We start from the raw sequence: 14125 nt of genomic DNA, 5'->3' as shown, positions 1-14125 counted from the left end.
TTGAGATGAAAACATTGAAATTTATTTTTAGTAGTGTCGGATTGTTCTTGTTACTGTTTCTGATTCAATCTTGTTCTATTGGTGGGAGTCAGGCACCTATCGAACTGATATGGCATGCAGAAAGTCAGATGACTGATAGTGCGATCAGGCATAATGCATTTGTAATCAAGAATGTATCATCGTCAGATATTGATAGCAATTGGTGTATTTACTATTCTCAGTTACCTAAGGGTATCAAGAGAATATTAACTGATCAGGCCGTTGTAGAAGCTGTTAATGCCAACTTTTTTAGAATTAGACCTACCCAGGGGTTTAAGGGCTTGCATCCTGGCGATTCCTTGGTAGTAAGATACGAAGTTACAAATCCAACTCTGGGTATCTCACAAGTTCCGGAAGGTGCATACTGGGTTGCAAGCGTCAATGGGAGTGAAAGGCAGCCTCTCCCAATAAACTTGAAGATAGTAAAGCCGGAATTGCGTGCGGAGTCTTTAAACCAGTATGCAAGGCAACTATATGACAACAATGCATTGTTGACGGAGGTTCCCGATTTGAGATCGACAGACATTATACCATCTGTAAAGATGATAGAGATGTTGAGCGAAGAAGGCGTCTTAGAGTTAGATAAGGGTGTTATATTGAGAAATGGTGCAGAATTGGAAAATGAAGCGACGCTGTTAAAAGAAAAACTTGCTCGGCTTTATGGTATACAAATAAGTGATAAATCTGCATGCGTCATCTCTTTAATGCTTTCTGCAGATACTGCTTTTACCGATAATCCGGAAAAATACAGGATGAGTGTGAATAAGGAGGGAATAAAGATTGAAAGTTCCACGACTCATGGTATTTTCAATGGAACACAGACTTTGCTGTCTCTCCTTAAAGCGCAAAAAACGAAAAAGAGACTTGCTTATCAGGTAATAACTGACTATCCAGATTTGGCATATCGCGGTTTCATGCTTGATGTGGCACGCAACTTCACTAGTCTAGAGAATGTGAAGAAGATAGTCGATGTGTTGGCTTCATACAAAATCAATAAACTTCACTTGCATCTGACGGATGACGAAGGATGGAGATTAGAGATACCAGGCTTGGAGGAGCTTACGGCTGTTGGTGGTAGGAGAGGATATACGCCTGATGAATCAGAATGTTTATATCCCTGCTATGATGGCAACTTCAATCCAACTGCATCAACTTCAGGTAATGGTTATTACCCTCGTCCCGCATTTGTAGATTTATTGCAATATGCAGCTCAACGCCATGTTCAGGTCATACCCGAAATAGAGGCGCCAGGTCATGCCCGTGCAGCTATTGTTTCCATGAAAGCTAGATACAACAAGTATATCAAGAGTGATTCAGCTAAAGCTACCGAATATTTATTGAATGAGGCTGCTGACAAGTCTCAGTATATTTCGGCTCAATCATATACCGACAATGTTATTAATATGTCCATGCCATCTACCTATCGGTTCATGAAGAAGGTGATTTCTGAAATTCAGAAAATGTATAGAGATGCGGGACTTTCATTGGACGAAATCCATTTAGGAGGCGATGAGGTTCCTGAGGGTGCGTGGATGGGTTCTCCCCTTTGCCTTGCATTGATGCAAGGAAATAATCTGAAGGCCCAGCACGATCTCTTTGAATTTTTTTATGTTCGTATGGCTGAAACAGCTAACAACTTAGGAATAAAATTCTCTGGATGGCAAGAAGTTGGCTTGCATAATACAATGTCTACAGATGCGAAGTTGTTGCCTAATGTCAGTAGTGTCTATTGTTGGAATACAGTCCCAGAATGGGGTGGAGATATCGTACCTTATACTGTCGCAAATAAGGGATATGATGTCATTCTCTGTAATGTGAATAATTTCTATGTAGATTTGATGTATACTGCTAACTTTGATGAAAAAGGGCTATGCTGGGCAGGAACAGTTAGTGAGGCGAAATCCTTTTCGGCACTTCCTTTCTCTATCTATCGATCTTCGCGTACTGATGTGAAGGAGAATCCCCTTAATCTTGATTCTGTTGAAACGGGTAAAGTGAAGTTGAGACCAGAGTGTGAAAAAAATATCAAAGGTGTGCAAGCACAGCTCTTTAGTGAAACGATTCGTTCTTTTGATGATGTTTTGGCTTATATCTTCCCCAAAATGTTGGGATTGGTAGAAAGAGGCTGGAACGCTCATACTGTTTGGGAAAGACTTCATGGGGAAGAAGAGCATCAAGCCTATTACAAGGATTTGTCTCTTTTCTATAAAAAGATTGCCTTAAAGGAGCTGCCGTATTTGGAACTGTCGAACTTGACTTTCCGTATTCCCAATCCTGGATTGATGTTAAGGGAGGGGATGTTGTATGCAAATACTCCTTTGAAAGGGGTAGAAGTTAGATATACAACAGACGGAACGGAACCTGTTCAAAGTTCAGCCTTATGGGAAAAACCTGTAGTGTGTGATGCAAAGGTAATCAAGGCCAGGACTTTCTATTTGGGTAGGCAGAGCACGGTTACGACAATTAAAAACATTTAAAAATTTATGATATGAAATTTGTTGGTAAAAAGAATCGCAGATTATTGTTATTGCCAGTAGTGGCAGTCTTGCAATTGACAATACTTTATGCTTGTTCAGATAATGATGCTGGTGTTGGTTCTGCTACTTATGCATCTCATGTATCTATCATTCCACAGCCAGTCTCGGTCGTTTATGGATCTTCGGATATCATCTTGCCAGAGAATGTCAGTATTTCAAATAGTATAGCAGAGATTCCTTCTTCACTGCTAAAGGAAACTTTAGAAGAAATGCTCGGCAGTTCAGGTAAAATATCAACGGTTGAGAATGGTCAGGCTTTTATTCAGGCTATAGAGGATAATACAATTACGCCTGAGGGATATAAGCTTTCTATAAATGAAGAAGGTATATATCTGTCATACGCAACTTCCCAAGGTTTACTATGGGGGGTGCAGACATTGCGTCAAATCATATTGCAGGGGATGAAAACGACAGCAGGAGTAAATATCCCTCAGCTGACTATTTTAGACAATCCTAAAACAGAATGGCGTGGATTCCATATAGATGTGGCTCGTCATATGTTCAGTATGGAGTTTCTGAAGAAGTTAGTAGATCAGCTATCTCTTTATAAAATCAATCGATTACAGATGCATTTAACAGATGATCAAGGCTGGCGCATAGAAATCAAAAAATATCCGGCTCTCACAACTGTAGGCGGTTGGAGGCATTTTGACAAATATGACATGGAATGCCTTAAAAAGGCAAAAACAGATCCTTCATTTGCGATAGATGAGCGCTTTGTTAGAAATGGTGATGAATATGGTGGATACTATACGCAGAATCAGTTGAAAGATTTCATAAAGTATGCTACTGAAAGGGGGTTAGATGTCATTCCTGAGATAGATATGCCCGGTCATTTCTCTTCGGCAATTAAGGCATTTCCTCAGTTGTCTTGTACAGGTGGAACTGGTTGGGGCGAAGAATTTTCCAATCCGATATGTGCAGGTAAGACCCAGAATTATGACATGTTGAAGGATATCATTTCTGAAGTGGCAGACTTGTTCCCCAGTGAATACTTCCATTTGGGTGCAGATGAGGTAGAGAAGACCGCTTGGAAGGCTTGTAAAGATTGCAAAGAACTCATTCAAACTCAGAATCTCGGCGACATGGATGGTCTGCAAAATTATTTTGTACATGAGATGGCAGAATTTGTTCGCAGCAAAGGTAAGAAGCCGATGGCATGGGATGATGCTTTTCATGCAGAAAATCCGCAGCAGTTATTATATACCTTCTGGAGAGACTGGAAGGCTGATCAAGTTGGGGAAATGACCCAACGGGGCTTGTCTGTAGTTTTTATGGAGTGGGGGCACTTCTATCTTAGTGCGGATCCTTCTGATGAACTCTTAAAAGAACTATATAATTTTGATTTCTTGCCGAATTTTAGGGGTGTTGTAAGACAAAATATTAAAGGGTATCAGACATGTGTATGGACAGAGACAATCCCAAATGAGACGAAGATGGGAGAGCATTTGTTCCCCTCTTTGCAGGCTTTTTCTGAACTCTCATGGAGTCAAGTTGCTGATTGGAGTAGTTTCGTGAATAGATTGCCAGTTCATCTGAAGCATTTGGAGAATGTAGGTTTGAGTTATCGCACTCCTGATTTCTTAAGCAAATAGTCTATAAGTGAAAAGTGAACGCCTTCTTATACAGAAATTCAGAGGGGTGGTAAAACCGTAGGAAAATAAAAAAAGGAACTATAAATCTCTCTTTTCTTGCATAAATTGTTTAACTTTGCGAGGTACTAAAGGCGTAGAGGAGAATGAAATATGCAATTGTAGCCGCTGGCGAAGGCTCCCGATTGTCGCAAGAAGGCATTCGGGAGCCGAAGCCTCTTGTGAGGGTGGGCGGCGAGCCTCTCATCGACCGGCTGCTGCGGATTTTCCTGCGGCATGACGCCGATGGGATTGTCGTAATCTGTAACGACAGGACTTCGCAGGTGTCGGAGCATCTCGGGAACATACAGAAGAACGGGCTGGACGGGTGCGATATTCCTTTACAGTTTGTGGTAAAGTCAACTCCGAGCTCCATGCACAGCCTTTATGAAATCAGTGAATATCTGGAGCAGGAGCCGTTTGTGTTGACGACGGTAGACACGGTCTTCCTTGAAGAGGAGTTCGGGCACTATCTCGAGCAGTTCCAGGCGATAGTTTCCGAAGGTTTCGACGGGTTGATGGGGGTTACTGACCACATTGACGACGAGAAGCCTCTCTATGTAGGATTGGACAAGGAACTGGATATATGGGGATTCTATGATGACAGTTTTTCAGAGGGCAGGTATGTCTCGGCCGGCATTTACGGGCTCACCCCAGCCACTCTTCGCGTGCTCCACGACTGTGTCCGACGGGGCGAAAGCCGCCTGCGTAACTTCCAGAGGGCGCTCCTTGCCTACGGGTTGATGCTCAAGGCCTATCCCTTCTCTAAGGTGTTGGACATCGACCATGCCTCAGACATAAAGAAAGCTGAAGAATTCTTACAACCATGAAGACGCTTGCTGTCTTGCGTAATGTCTGCTTCTCACCGAATTCGGTGGATAAGGACAGGGCAATCATGGAGTCGGCGATCCGTCGGTTAGGGGGCAAAGTGGTGCTTATGGAGGAGGGTAAGCTGAGCGACATAGAAGGCTTTGACGCCATCCTGTCGATGGGCAGGCTGCCCCGCACCCTCGAACTGCTGAAGGAGGCGGAGACCGGAGGTTGCCGGGTCATCAACAGCGGCTATGCTGTGGAGCGTTGCCGACGCAGCCGTCTGGAGGCCCTGATGCGGGCGGAGGGGATTCCCATGCCCCCTCCTGACGGTGCCGACGGCTATTGGCTGAAGCGCGGAGACGGCGCGGCGCAGGCCGAAGACGATGTGGTCTATTGTCCCGACCGCCGCGCACTGGAGGCTCGGAAGCGGCAGTTTGCCCTCCGGGGCATCACCGACTGCGTGGTGAGCAGCCATGTCAGGGGCGATCTGGTGAAGTTCTATGCGGTGGGCGACGCGTTCTTCCGCTTCTATTATTCCGGCGACGGACAGCCCTCCAAGTTCGGCAACGAGGCCCTGAACGGCATTCCCCATCACTATCCTTTCCATGCGGAGGCGCTGCGGGCGGACGCGGAGAGGGTGGCGCGCCTCACGGGAATCCAGGTCTATGGCGGCGATGCCATCGTGGATGAGCATGGACAGCATTTCATCATCGACTTCAACGACTGGCCCAGCTTTGCCCCGTGCAGGGAGGAAGCGGCCGCCGCAATCGCTAAACTGACAGGCGAATGAACAGTTTCAAGGAATTATTAAGGGCTTCGCTGAAGTCGAGGGACACCGAGGAGTGGCTCGACATTCATTTCACGCGACCCATAGGATTGGTCTTTGCGCTCCTATGGAACCGCCTTGGCATCCATCCCAATGTCATCACTATCTTATCAATCTTTCTCGGGATGGCCGCCGGCTACATGTTCTATTTCACCGATTTGCCGCATAACCTGCTGGGAGTGGCGTTCCTGATGCTGGCCAATTTCTGTGATTCCACCGACGGGCAGATGGCTCGCCTGTCGGGGAAGAAGAGCCTCCTGGGTCGTGTGCTCGACGGTTTCTCGGGCGATGTGTGGTTTTTCTGCATCTATTTAGCCCTCTGCCTGAGGCTGATGCCCCGGTTTATCCCCGGCACCGAGGTGCGCTGGGGCGTATGGATATGGCTGCTCGCCGCCGTTGCAGGGCTTGTCTGCCATTCCCGCCAGGCCTCCCTTAGCGACTATTACCGCCAGATTCACCTATATTTCCTCCTTGGAAAGTCGGGTAGCGAGCTGGACGAATCTACACGCCAGCACGCCGTCTATGAGTCGCTGCCCAAGGGGAAGTGGCTTGATAGGGCCTTCTATTACAGCTATGCGAACTATTGCCGAAGTCAGGAAGCCCGCACGCCGGCCTTTCAGCGTTTTTATGCCCGCTTCAAGTCTACCTACGGCGAGGTGGAGGCGATGCCCCAGGAATTGAGAGAGAAGTTCCTGAATGGCAGTCGCCCATTGATGAAATACACCAATCTGCTATCGTTCAACCTCCGTGCCATCTGCCTCTACGCCGCCTGCCTGCTCGATTTGCCGTGGCTCTATTTCGTGATTGAGATCGTGGTGCTGGGCATCCTCTACCTGTATATGCACCGCCGGCACGAGGCTTTGTGCCGGAGAATGACGGAGGAAATGGGATGACGCAGGGCTTTATCTTCGACTATGGGGGCACACTCGACACCGACGGCTACCACTGGGGGCGGATGATCTGGCATGCCTTCGAGCGGGCGGGGGTGGCCGTGAGCGAGGCTGATTTCCGCGAGGCGTATGTCTATGGAGAGCGTGCCATGGACGCGGATGACCTCGTCGGCCCCGACGACACCTTCCGCCAGACGCTCGACCTGAAGCTTCGCCTGGAGATGAGCCGACTTGTGGAGGGCGGTCGGTGGCAGGTTTCGGAGGCGGAAGTGGCGGAGAAGCATGCCGCCGTTCTGGCCGACCTATATAATAAGGTGAAGTCTACGACCCGGAAAAACCGTGCCCTGCTGGAGGCTCTCGGGCGTGAATATCCCCTCGTACTGGTGAGTAATTTCTATGGAAACCTCCACCGCGTCCTTGTGGAATTCGGTCTCGACGCCATCTTCCGGGAGGTGATAGAGTCGGCGGCGGTGGGCATCCGCAAGCCCGACCCCCGCATATTCCAGTTGGGAGTAGATGTCTTGGGGCTCCGGGCAGACGAGGTCGTGGTGGTGGGCGACAGTTTCCGCAACGACATCCTGCCGGCGAAGGAGTCGGGGTGCCACGCCTTCTGGCTGAAGGGAGAGGGCTGGACGGCAGAGACCTGCGATGAAAGCATCCCCGACAGGGTTATTTCCAGCCTCTCGGAAATCATGGACAAGCCGCTTCCCTGAACGCAGTCCGCCCGCCTGCAAGCCGCCTTTTTATCCCCCGGGCAGCCTCCCCGGGCAAGCAAGAAGTGATGCCGTTTCCGCCTCTACGGGAGGGGGATAGGGAAGGGTCGCAGGAGGCGGCCAGGTAAAAGGCGGTTAAAAGCTTTCCTTTTAACGGCTAAAAGGAGAGTAAAAGGTGGCTAAAAGCTTTCCTTCCAGCGGCCTTTTACTTTAGTCCCCTTTTCCAGCCCTTCCCGAAAGGGAGGTTTCTTGCCTTTCGGAACTCCTGAATGAGCCGGTTCTGTACCTTCAGGCAGCCAATATCCAAGGGTCTTTTGTTTTATATAATACATATTGGTTAAATTATCATAACAATTCGTTCTGTTTGTCTTTCATATCTATAAATCTGCCTATATTTGCAGTTAAATAAACAATCGATATTGTATATATGATATGACAGAGGCAGATACAGCCAAAACGCGCGTCAGGCGTACCAAGGCGGAGGTAGAGCAGGACATCAAGAATGCCGCGGTCGAGGAAATCAAGCAGCACGGCTTCTCGAACGCACTGGTAACGAACATCATGGCGAGGGCCAGGATAGAGCCGTCTGTCTTCTATAACCGATACCACAATCTGGAGGAGTTCCATGATGAATTCGTCCGCGACTACGACTATTGGTTTCATGACATCGTGAGCGTAGGGCAGGCTACGGAGCTGGGCGAGGCCGGTTATTCCTCGATACTCAAGGGCCTGCTGGGCTCCCTGTTGCAGAATCCCGTCATGTCGGAACTGCTGCGCTGGGAAATCAGTACGGACAATGACACGACGCGGCGCACGGCGATGTTGCGGGAATTCTTCACGCTTCCCCTTGCCCGGAACAACGAGAAGAGCCTTCAGGACAAAGGGCTGGATCTCGTGGCCGTTTCCGCGCTGCTGGTCGGAGGCATCTATTATCTGGTCCTGCATAAGGACCGGGCGCCGTTCAGCGGTATCGACCTGAATACGGCGGAGGGCGTTGGTCGCATTCAGAAGGCAATAGAGGGCTTGTCGGCCTTGCTGTTCGCCGGGTTTGACGAGGCTCGGGGAAGTCAGGAGTAAGGGGCGAGGCTCCCGCCAGTCTCCGTGAATCTCGTCTTGAGACAAAGGAAAGAATCAATATCACAAATAGTTAAAATCCAAACCAATGATGAAAACAAGAGTATTATTTGCCATGATGGCATGCCTCTTTGCCGGCCTCCTGACCGGCTGCAGTGATGACGAAGAAATAGACATCCACATGCTGGACGGCAAGTGGGAGAAGGTGTATGATGCAGATGAAGTGGCAGAAGGGAGCGTGGAATATGAGTTCCAGGCCAGGGAATATGTGCAAGGCACATTTACGGGAACCATCTTCGTGCATGATATTGCCGCAGGCGACACCACCATTCCGTTCCGCTGGCTCTATGGCTCCAGCCTTGCCAGTCAGAAGGAACTATACATTGAATACGAGAACGACAGCGGACAGACCGAGCGTGATTCCTATTTCGTGGCGGTGCTGACGAAGCACGCATGCCGGCTTGTTTCCACGGAGACTGACAAACAGGGGAATCATGTAAAAGTAATCAACCTTAGAAGGATAAAATAATAGTAGATGATGCGAAACTCAAAACTGTTTTCATTCCTGATCCTTGTCCTTGCGTCGCTGACCGTAGCGTCGTGCGGCAAGACCGACGAGGAAGAGCCTGCCGGCAACGAAAAGGCCACGGCAGAGCTCATCTTCAACGGATCGTCCTGGGCCTTGCTGAACATCAAGGTGTATGATGGCGCTACAGTTGGCAGCGACCGCGCCAATTACTACTGGGGGGAAATGTCGCTTGACCTCCGGAAAGGCAAGTACACCTTTACCTTCACCGACCGAAACGGGCAGAAAGAGCCCGAGGTGGTGGAAGAGGGAAGCTGCACTCTCATTCCTGACGACTCACGCTTTGGCGGTCGAATCGAGATGAAGCCTGCCCATGGCAGCAGCTATGTCTTTGAAATCGTGGCGAGGAAAGAAAACGACCTCACCATGGAAACCATCAAGAATAGCGAGCGGCTGCGGTATCAATTCACGAGCAAAACCCCTGTTTAGCATAGCCTGACCATCAGGGCTGGCGGCCGTCGGTCCTGCCTTTATCTCTTCAGGTCCTTGAATCCGGCGAGGAGCTTCATCACCCGCTGCTCGATGCGGGCGATGCCTCCGTCGACATCCGACTCGATGTTGAGCGGCAGCACGGGGTCGTGGAGCGACTGGCGCAGCAACAGCCATCCCTGTTCGTCGGGGCTGGTGCAGGCTATGCGCACTCCTTCATAGTTCGGCTCTACTAGCTGCCAGCCGGGCTGCGTGGTGCAGGAGGCCTTCAGGTGGTCGAGCACCGTCTGCCCGTAGCCCTTGAAATCGGCGTTGCCGATGCCGAACCTGATTTCCTTGCTCTCGCAGGGCTGCCGCAGGTCGGCGATGAGGTCTTGCAGTTCCTTGCCCTCGGTCCTTAGCCGCGCCGCCTCGACGAGGAGCTTCGCCACGAGATAGGCACCGTCGTCGAGGAAGTGGTTCTCGCGCAGGGCGGCGTGGCCGGAGGTCTCTATGGCGAGCCACGATTCTTCTCCGATGCCGTTCAGGCGAATGGCCTCGTTGATGACATTCTTGTATCCGCGGCGGAAACGATGGTGCCTGCCCTGACGGCGGCCGATGAACTCAGCGAGGCCGTCGGATGTTACCGAGTCGGTAACGATGGTGCTGCCCGGATGCTCACGGAGGATGACGGCCGCGATGAGGGCGATGAGCGCGTTGCGGTTGATGGGCGAGCCGCTGCGGTCGACGATGGCGGAGCGGTCTACATCGGTGTCGAAGATGATTCCGAGGTCGGCGCGGTTGTCCGTTACGGCCTTGCTGACGGAGGCCATGGCCGCCTCGTTCTCCGGGTTGGGTATGTGATTGGGAAATCGGCCGTCGGGATTGAGAAACTGGCTCCCCGTCGTGTCGGCTCCCAAAGGCTCGAGCACCTGGTCGGCGAAGAAGCCGCCCGCCCCGTTGCCGGCGTCTACGATGACTCTCATTCCCTTCAGTGGCTGGGAACCGATGCCGGCTCCCCGGCGGATATAGTCTGTCAGGAATCCGCAATATTTCCGCATGAAGTCGGTCGGCTCGATGCTGCCGCCTCCCTGTCTACCCGTCGTATTGAGGAATTGCGGTGCCATTTCGAGTATCTCCCGGATGTCGCCCTTGTCGAGACCACCGGCAGCCGTGAAGAACTTCAGCCCGTTGCGGTTCCACGGCAGGTGGCTCGCCGTTATCATCACGGCTCCGTCTACGCGCAGTTCCTCGTCTATCGTCGACATGAACATGGCCGGCGTAGACGCCATGCCGAAGTCGAGCACCCTGCAGCCCATGGCCGCCGCTCCCTCGGCGAATGCCTTCACGAGAGCCGGACTTGAAAGACGAGAGTCGCAGCCCACAGCAATTATCTGACTCGTCTGTCCGTTTCTTCCCATGAGCCAAGCCGTGAAAGCCCTGGCGAGGGCACCTGCCACCTCTGCCGTGAGGTTCACGCTTTCACCTTCCACACCCTCGAGGGCTATGCCCCGGATGTCCGATCCGTTCTGTAGTTTTTTCCAGTCCATAGTATTTTAGAGATTGTCGTTAGTAGCGTCTTTGGTTTTCAGAACCAGCCTGCAACTGCAATATTACGAATAAAATCTGTAAAAACATCGCCTTTTCATGGAAAAATCTTCCAGTCCGTGCCACTCCTATCGGGACTTGCCGGGGCCTGCGCTGGGCTTGCTGCTGAAAAAACGCGACTTGTTTGTGGCCAATGTGGATATTTTTTCCTATTTTTGCAGAAAACGACAAGCGTATGAGAAAGATCAAGAATCCGTGGACGGGCAAGGAGGGATATGACTGCTTCGGCTGTGCGCCGGGCAATCCAATAGGACTCCACATGGAGTTTTTCGAGGACGGCGACGACATCATCTCCTTCTGGCACCCTTCGGAGCACTATCAGGGATGGGTGGAGACGCTGCATGGAGGCATCCTTTCCACCCTCATCGACGAGACCTGTGGATGGGTGGTTACGCGAAAGTTGCAGACCACGGGCGTTACGAGCCGTCTGGACCTGCGTTACCGCCACCCGGTGAAGTCGACCGACTCACTGCTCACCGTCAAGGCGCGCATCACTGAGCAGCGGCGTAACCTCGTCTTCATGCATGCCACGATAGCCAACAGCAATGCTGAAATCTGCGTGGAAGCTGATGTGGTGTACTATGCGATGCCGCAGGAGAAGGCGCGGGAGATGGGCTTCACTCATTGTGAGGTGGAAGACGAGCAGCTGCTGTCGATGTAGCTGGGCTCTTGGCTGTCGCCTGTGCGGGTAGTGCGGAGGACAAACGGGAGGAGGAAAGGTCGTCAAGACAAATCCTTGTTGCGGCATATTGCCATGTTACAAGCGGCGTGTAATCGTGTTACACGCCGCTTGTAACATTGCGGGGAGCAACCTCCGGCAGACGGGGCAGCTGCCTGTCGGAGGCTGGTTTAGTGCTAATTTCGTGGCTGTCAGCAGTTTTCCCTATTTGAAGGGGCGCATGCGGATGTCGATGCCGAGGCCTTCGAGCGCCTTCTCCATTTCCCCGACGGGAGTCTCGGAGAAGTGGTAGGGATAGAGCACCTTGGGCTTCACCATCTCGGCAGCCTTCCTGAGCTGGGTGGGCGTCATGGTGAACGGTTGGTTGCAGGGCATGAACGCGATGTCGATGTCCTTGATTTCCGCCATCTCGGGGATGTCCTCGGTGTCGCCGGCGATATAGATTCTCAGTCCGTCGAGGGAGAGGATGAAGCCGTTGTCGCGCCCTTTGGGGTGATACTGCGTGTGTCCGGGCGTGGTGTTATAGGCCGGTACGGCATAGAGCATGATACCCGGAGCCAGCCTTAGCGAGTCGCCGTTGCCCATGGCCGTGCCCCCTCCAAAGAGTTTCCGGCAGTTCTCGTTCAGCACGAGGCGTGTCGCGTCTTTGGTGAGCAGGCGTATGGCGTCTGGGTCGAAGTGGTCGGAGTGCTCGTGGGTAACGAGGATGTAGTCGGCCTTGGGTCCCTGGCTGTAGTCGGTCTCAGGGTTGAGCCGCTTACCCACGGGGTCGATTTGGAACTCCAGTCCGTCATATTGTATTCGGATGCTGGCATGCTTGACGGGGATGATCCTTACGGTCTTCCCTGACGGGGTCTGGTAGGTGTCCGGGTCGGGAGCGTCTTTCGTTCCGGCTTGCGAGCATCCCGCGGATAGCAGGGCGATGCCGGCAAGAATCAGGTTCTTGATGTTCATTTCTTCTCGGGTTTGTCAAATTTTATTCTTGTAAACTCAAATCCCATCGAGCGGAGCAGGTTGTCGAACTGCAGGGCTGCGTTCTTCTCGGCTATCTCGATGTTCTTCGGGTTCATGCAGCGTTGCCTCATGGCCCTGTAGGCCTTCTCGTAGAGCGCCTTCCGGTCGGCCTGCGACCAGGTTCCCGACTCATAGAACGACTGGGTCTTGGCCTCGTCGATGAAGTCGTTGTCGAGCAGTTCTATCGCGGGTAGCGTCGCCACGACGGTGTCCTTGTGGGTGGTTATCCATCCGGGCTTCACCTTGTGGAGGTTCACGCCCAGCCGCAGCGTGCCGTAATAGATGCGCACGAGCTCGCTGTCGCCGAAGAATCCGCGGCTAATGGTGTCCACCAGTTCCTCGTCGCTGATGGAAAGGAACTCCCATTCGCCGATGTTTTCTATTGATTTTATCTGCGTCGAGGTGATGTTGATGCTGTCGTTTGTGCTCAAGGAGAAGTGGTTGTCGTGGTTGAGCCACGCCAGGGCGAAGACCACCGCGATGACGATGAGGATGGCCGAGGCGATGATCATCCATGCCGTAATCGAGATGCGCGTGATCAGCCACTTGAGTGTATCCCAGAAGTTATTGGTCTGCTTTTCCATTTTCTATCGTTGTTTTGTCAATGAGCCGCTGGATGTCGTCGAGCGTGAAGTCCTTGCGGAAGGTAATCTTGATGTTCTCCCGTTTGTAGCCCATTTGCTCCATCATGGGGATGAGGATGCTGGCCGCGCTGGAGCGTGCTGTCTCGATGATGCCGAGCTGCGGGATGGCCTTCACGATCTGGTCGCGCCCCTGCTGCTCATAGCCTGTCAGCTCCTCGTCGGTGAAGTTGCTCCGGGTGAGTGCCACATACTGCTTTACATCTTCATGCTTTATCTTCGTGCTGGTGAGCACCACTTTCGGGTCGGGCAGTATCACCTCTATTCGGCCGCCTCGCTTGCGTATGTTCTTCTCCGAAAAACCGCTGAAGTCGATGTAGGCCTTCACCGTGGCGTCCAGCGGGAGGGCTATCTTGCGCTTGCCCAGGGGGAGGTCGATGCTGAAGTCCTTGTTCATGAACGAGCCCTCCAGCTTCTTCGTGTCGTCGTGAGTGATGATTTTGTGGAGTTGGTATTCAGCCGTATAGAGGCGTGAGCACCGCTGTATCTGCATCACCATCATGGGAATGGTGTCGAGGGCAGGGGCATCCGACGCCTCCTTCTTTCCCGAGCAGGAGGATAGCAGCATGATGAATAAGGTGAGGTATAGAACTGATTGTTTCATTCCTGATAAATAGTTAATATAGGGGCAAAGGTAAGAAAAAAGCGACAAAATGATGACGGTAA

At 51.7% G+C, this 14125-nt stretch carries 14 protein-coding genes; 10 read left to right on the top strand and 4 right to left on the bottom strand.

The window, feature by feature from the left end:
* Nucleotides 1–5 precede the first annotated feature (5 nt).
* The 9 genes from BM114_RS05900 to BM114_RS05860 all read left to right on the top strand — a co-directional run bounded on the left by BM114_RS05900 (nucleotide 6) and on the right by BM114_RS05860 (nucleotide 9538).
* On the top strand, nucleotides 6–2516 hold the full coding sequence (locus tag BM114_RS05900) for a family 20 glycosylhydrolase (protein WP_092111378.1): 2511 nt from the start codon (nucleotides 6–8) through the stop codon (nucleotides 2514–2516).
* 11 nt (nucleotides 2517–2527) lie between these two features.
* Nucleotides 2528–4171, top strand: coding sequence for a beta-N-acetylhexosaminidase (locus BM114_RS05895; protein WP_092111376.1), 1644 nt, complete (start codon nucleotides 2528–2530; stop codon nucleotides 4169–4171).
* 143 nt (nucleotides 4172–4314) lie between these two features.
* Nucleotides 4315–5037 carry a nucleotidyltransferase family protein gene (locus tag BM114_RS14610; RefSeq protein WP_092111374.1) on the top strand — a complete coding sequence of 241 codons (723 nt, stop codon included), beginning with the start codon at nucleotides 4315–4317 and terminating at the stop codon, nucleotides 5035–5037.
* Nucleotides 5034–5810: an ATP-grasp domain-containing protein gene (locus BM114_RS14605; RefSeq protein WP_092111372.1), complete on the top strand. Its 777-nt coding sequence runs from the start codon at nucleotides 5034–5036 to the stop codon at nucleotides 5808–5810. The genes BM114_RS14610 and BM114_RS14605 overlap by 4 nt, the downstream gene beginning before the upstream one ends.
* Nucleotides 5807–6739 carry a CDP-alcohol phosphatidyltransferase family protein gene (locus tag BM114_RS05880; RefSeq protein WP_092111370.1) on the top strand — a complete coding sequence of 311 codons (933 nt, stop codon included), beginning with the start codon at nucleotides 5807–5809 and terminating at the stop codon, nucleotides 6737–6739. Before BM114_RS14605 ends, BM114_RS05880 begins: the two co-directional genes overlap by 4 nt.
* Nucleotides 6736–7449: an HAD family hydrolase gene (locus tag BM114_RS05875; RefSeq protein WP_092111368.1), complete on the top strand. Its 714-nt coding sequence runs from the start codon at nucleotides 6736–6738 to the stop codon at nucleotides 7447–7449. The genes BM114_RS05880 and BM114_RS05875 overlap by 4 nt, the downstream gene beginning before the upstream one ends.
* A 432-nt stretch (nucleotides 7450–7881) precedes the next feature.
* Entirely contained in the window at nucleotides 7882–8526 is a 645-nt protein-coding gene (locus tag BM114_RS05870) for a TetR/AcrR family transcriptional regulator (protein WP_092111366.1), read from the top strand.
* Nucleotides 8527–8611: 85 nt separating this feature from the next.
* The gene (locus tag BM114_RS05865; RefSeq protein WP_143089262.1) at nucleotides 8612–9052 is read left to right on the top strand and encodes a hypothetical protein; all 441 of its coding nucleotides are present in this window, start codon (nucleotides 8612–8614) and stop codon (nucleotides 9050–9052) included.
* Nucleotides 9053–9058: 6 nt separating this feature from the next.
* Nucleotides 9059–9538: a hypothetical protein gene (locus tag BM114_RS05860; RefSeq protein ID WP_092111363.1), complete on the top strand. Its 480-nt coding sequence runs from the start codon at nucleotides 9059–9061 to the stop codon at nucleotides 9536–9538.
* Between the two features lie 41 nt (nucleotides 9539–9579).
* On the opposite strand, the gene BM114_RS05855 is transcribed toward BM114_RS05860, so the two are convergent.
* Nucleotides 9580–11067: a phosphohexomutase domain-containing protein gene (locus BM114_RS05855; RefSeq protein WP_092111361.1), complete on the bottom strand. Its 1488-nt coding sequence runs from the start codon at nucleotides 11065–11067 to the stop codon at nucleotides 9580–9582.
* A 233-nt stretch (nucleotides 11068–11300) separates the two neighbouring features.
* Between BM114_RS05855 and BM114_RS05845 the strand changes: the two genes are divergently transcribed.
* Nucleotides 11301–11786 (top strand): PaaI family thioesterase, encoded by a 486-nt coding sequence (locus tag BM114_RS05845; protein WP_092111358.1) that lies wholly within the window; start codon nucleotides 11301–11303, stop codon nucleotides 11784–11786.
* 222 nt (nucleotides 11787–12008) lie between these two features.
* On the opposite strand, the gene BM114_RS05840 is transcribed toward BM114_RS05845, so the two are convergent.
* From BM114_RS05840 to BM114_RS05830, 3 genes are read right to left on the bottom strand one after another with little or no spacing between them, the layout of a single operon-like run.
* Nucleotides 12009–12758, bottom strand: a complete 750-nt coding sequence (locus BM114_RS05840; protein ID WP_177207061.1) for an MBL fold metallo-hydrolase — start codon at nucleotides 12756–12758, stop codon at nucleotides 12009–12011.
* Complete coding sequence (locus BM114_RS05835; protein WP_092111356.1) at nucleotides 12755–13402, bottom strand: DUF4230 domain-containing protein; 648 nt, start codon at nucleotides 13400–13402, stop codon at nucleotides 12755–12757. The genes BM114_RS05840 and BM114_RS05835 overlap by 4 nt, the downstream gene beginning before the upstream one ends.
* The gene (locus BM114_RS05830; RefSeq protein ID WP_092111354.1) at nucleotides 13383–14063 is read right to left on the bottom strand and encodes a DUF4230 domain-containing protein; all 681 of its coding nucleotides are present in this window, start codon (nucleotides 14061–14063) and stop codon (nucleotides 13383–13385) included. The genes BM114_RS05835 and BM114_RS05830 overlap by 20 nt, the downstream gene beginning before the upstream one ends.
* Nucleotides 14064–14125 lie beyond the last annotated feature (62 nt).

The organism is Prevotella sp. KH2C16 (genome assembly GCF_900113305.1).
Lineage (GTDB): Bacteria > Bacteroidota > Bacteroidia > Bacteroidales > Bacteroidaceae > Prevotella.
This window is presented reverse-complemented; position numbering and strand designations above follow the sequence as displayed.

Bases quoted from the DNA above. Each gene is read 5' to 3' on its own strand.
- BM114_RS05895 (WP_092111376.1), top strand. From the start codon at position 2,528: ATGAAATTTGTTGGTAAAAAGAATCGCAGATTATTGTTATTGCCAGTA.
- BM114_RS05840 (WP_177207061.1), bottom strand. From the start codon at position 12,758: ATGAACATCAAGAACCTGATTCTTGCCGGCATCGCCCTGCTATCCGCG.
- BM114_RS05855 (WP_092111361.1), bottom strand. From the start codon at position 11,067: ATGGACTGGAAAAAACTACAGAACGGATCGGACATCCGGGGCATAGCC.
- BM114_RS05845 (WP_092111358.1), top strand. From the start codon at position 11,301: ATGAGAAAGATCAAGAATCCGTGGACGGGCAAGGAGGGATATGACTGC.
- BM114_RS05865 (WP_143089262.1), top strand. From the start codon at position 8,612: ATGATGAAAACAAGAGTATTATTTGCCATGATGGCATGCCTCTTTGCC.
- BM114_RS05830 (WP_092111354.1), bottom strand. From the start codon at position 14,063: ATGAAACAATCAGTTCTATACCTCACCTTATTCATCATGCTGCTATCC.
- BM114_RS05870 (WP_092111366.1), top strand. From the start codon at position 7,882: ATGACAGAGGCAGATACAGCCAAAACGCGCGTCAGGCGTACCAAGGCG.
- BM114_RS05880 (WP_092111370.1), top strand. From the start codon at position 5,807: ATGAACAGTTTCAAGGAATTATTAAGGGCTTCGCTGAAGTCGAGGGAC.
- BM114_RS05835 (WP_092111356.1), bottom strand. From the start codon at position 13,402: ATGGAAAAGCAGACCAATAACTTCTGGGATACACTCAAGTGGCTGATC.
- BM114_RS05860 (WP_092111363.1), top strand. From the start codon at position 9,059: ATGATGCGAAACTCAAAACTGTTTTCATTCCTGATCCTTGTCCTTGCG.
- BM114_RS14610 (WP_092111374.1), top strand. From the start codon at position 4,315: ATGAAATATGCAATTGTAGCCGCTGGCGAAGGCTCCCGATTGTCGCAA.
- BM114_RS05875 (WP_092111368.1), top strand. From the start codon at position 6,736: ATGACGCAGGGCTTTATCTTCGACTATGGGGGCACACTCGACACCGAC.
- BM114_RS05900 (WP_092111378.1), top strand. From the start codon at position 6: ATGAAAACATTGAAATTTATTTTTAGTAGTGTCGGATTGTTCTTGTTA.
- BM114_RS14605 (WP_092111372.1), top strand. From the start codon at position 5,034: ATGAAGACGCTTGCTGTCTTGCGTAATGTCTGCTTCTCACCGAATTCG.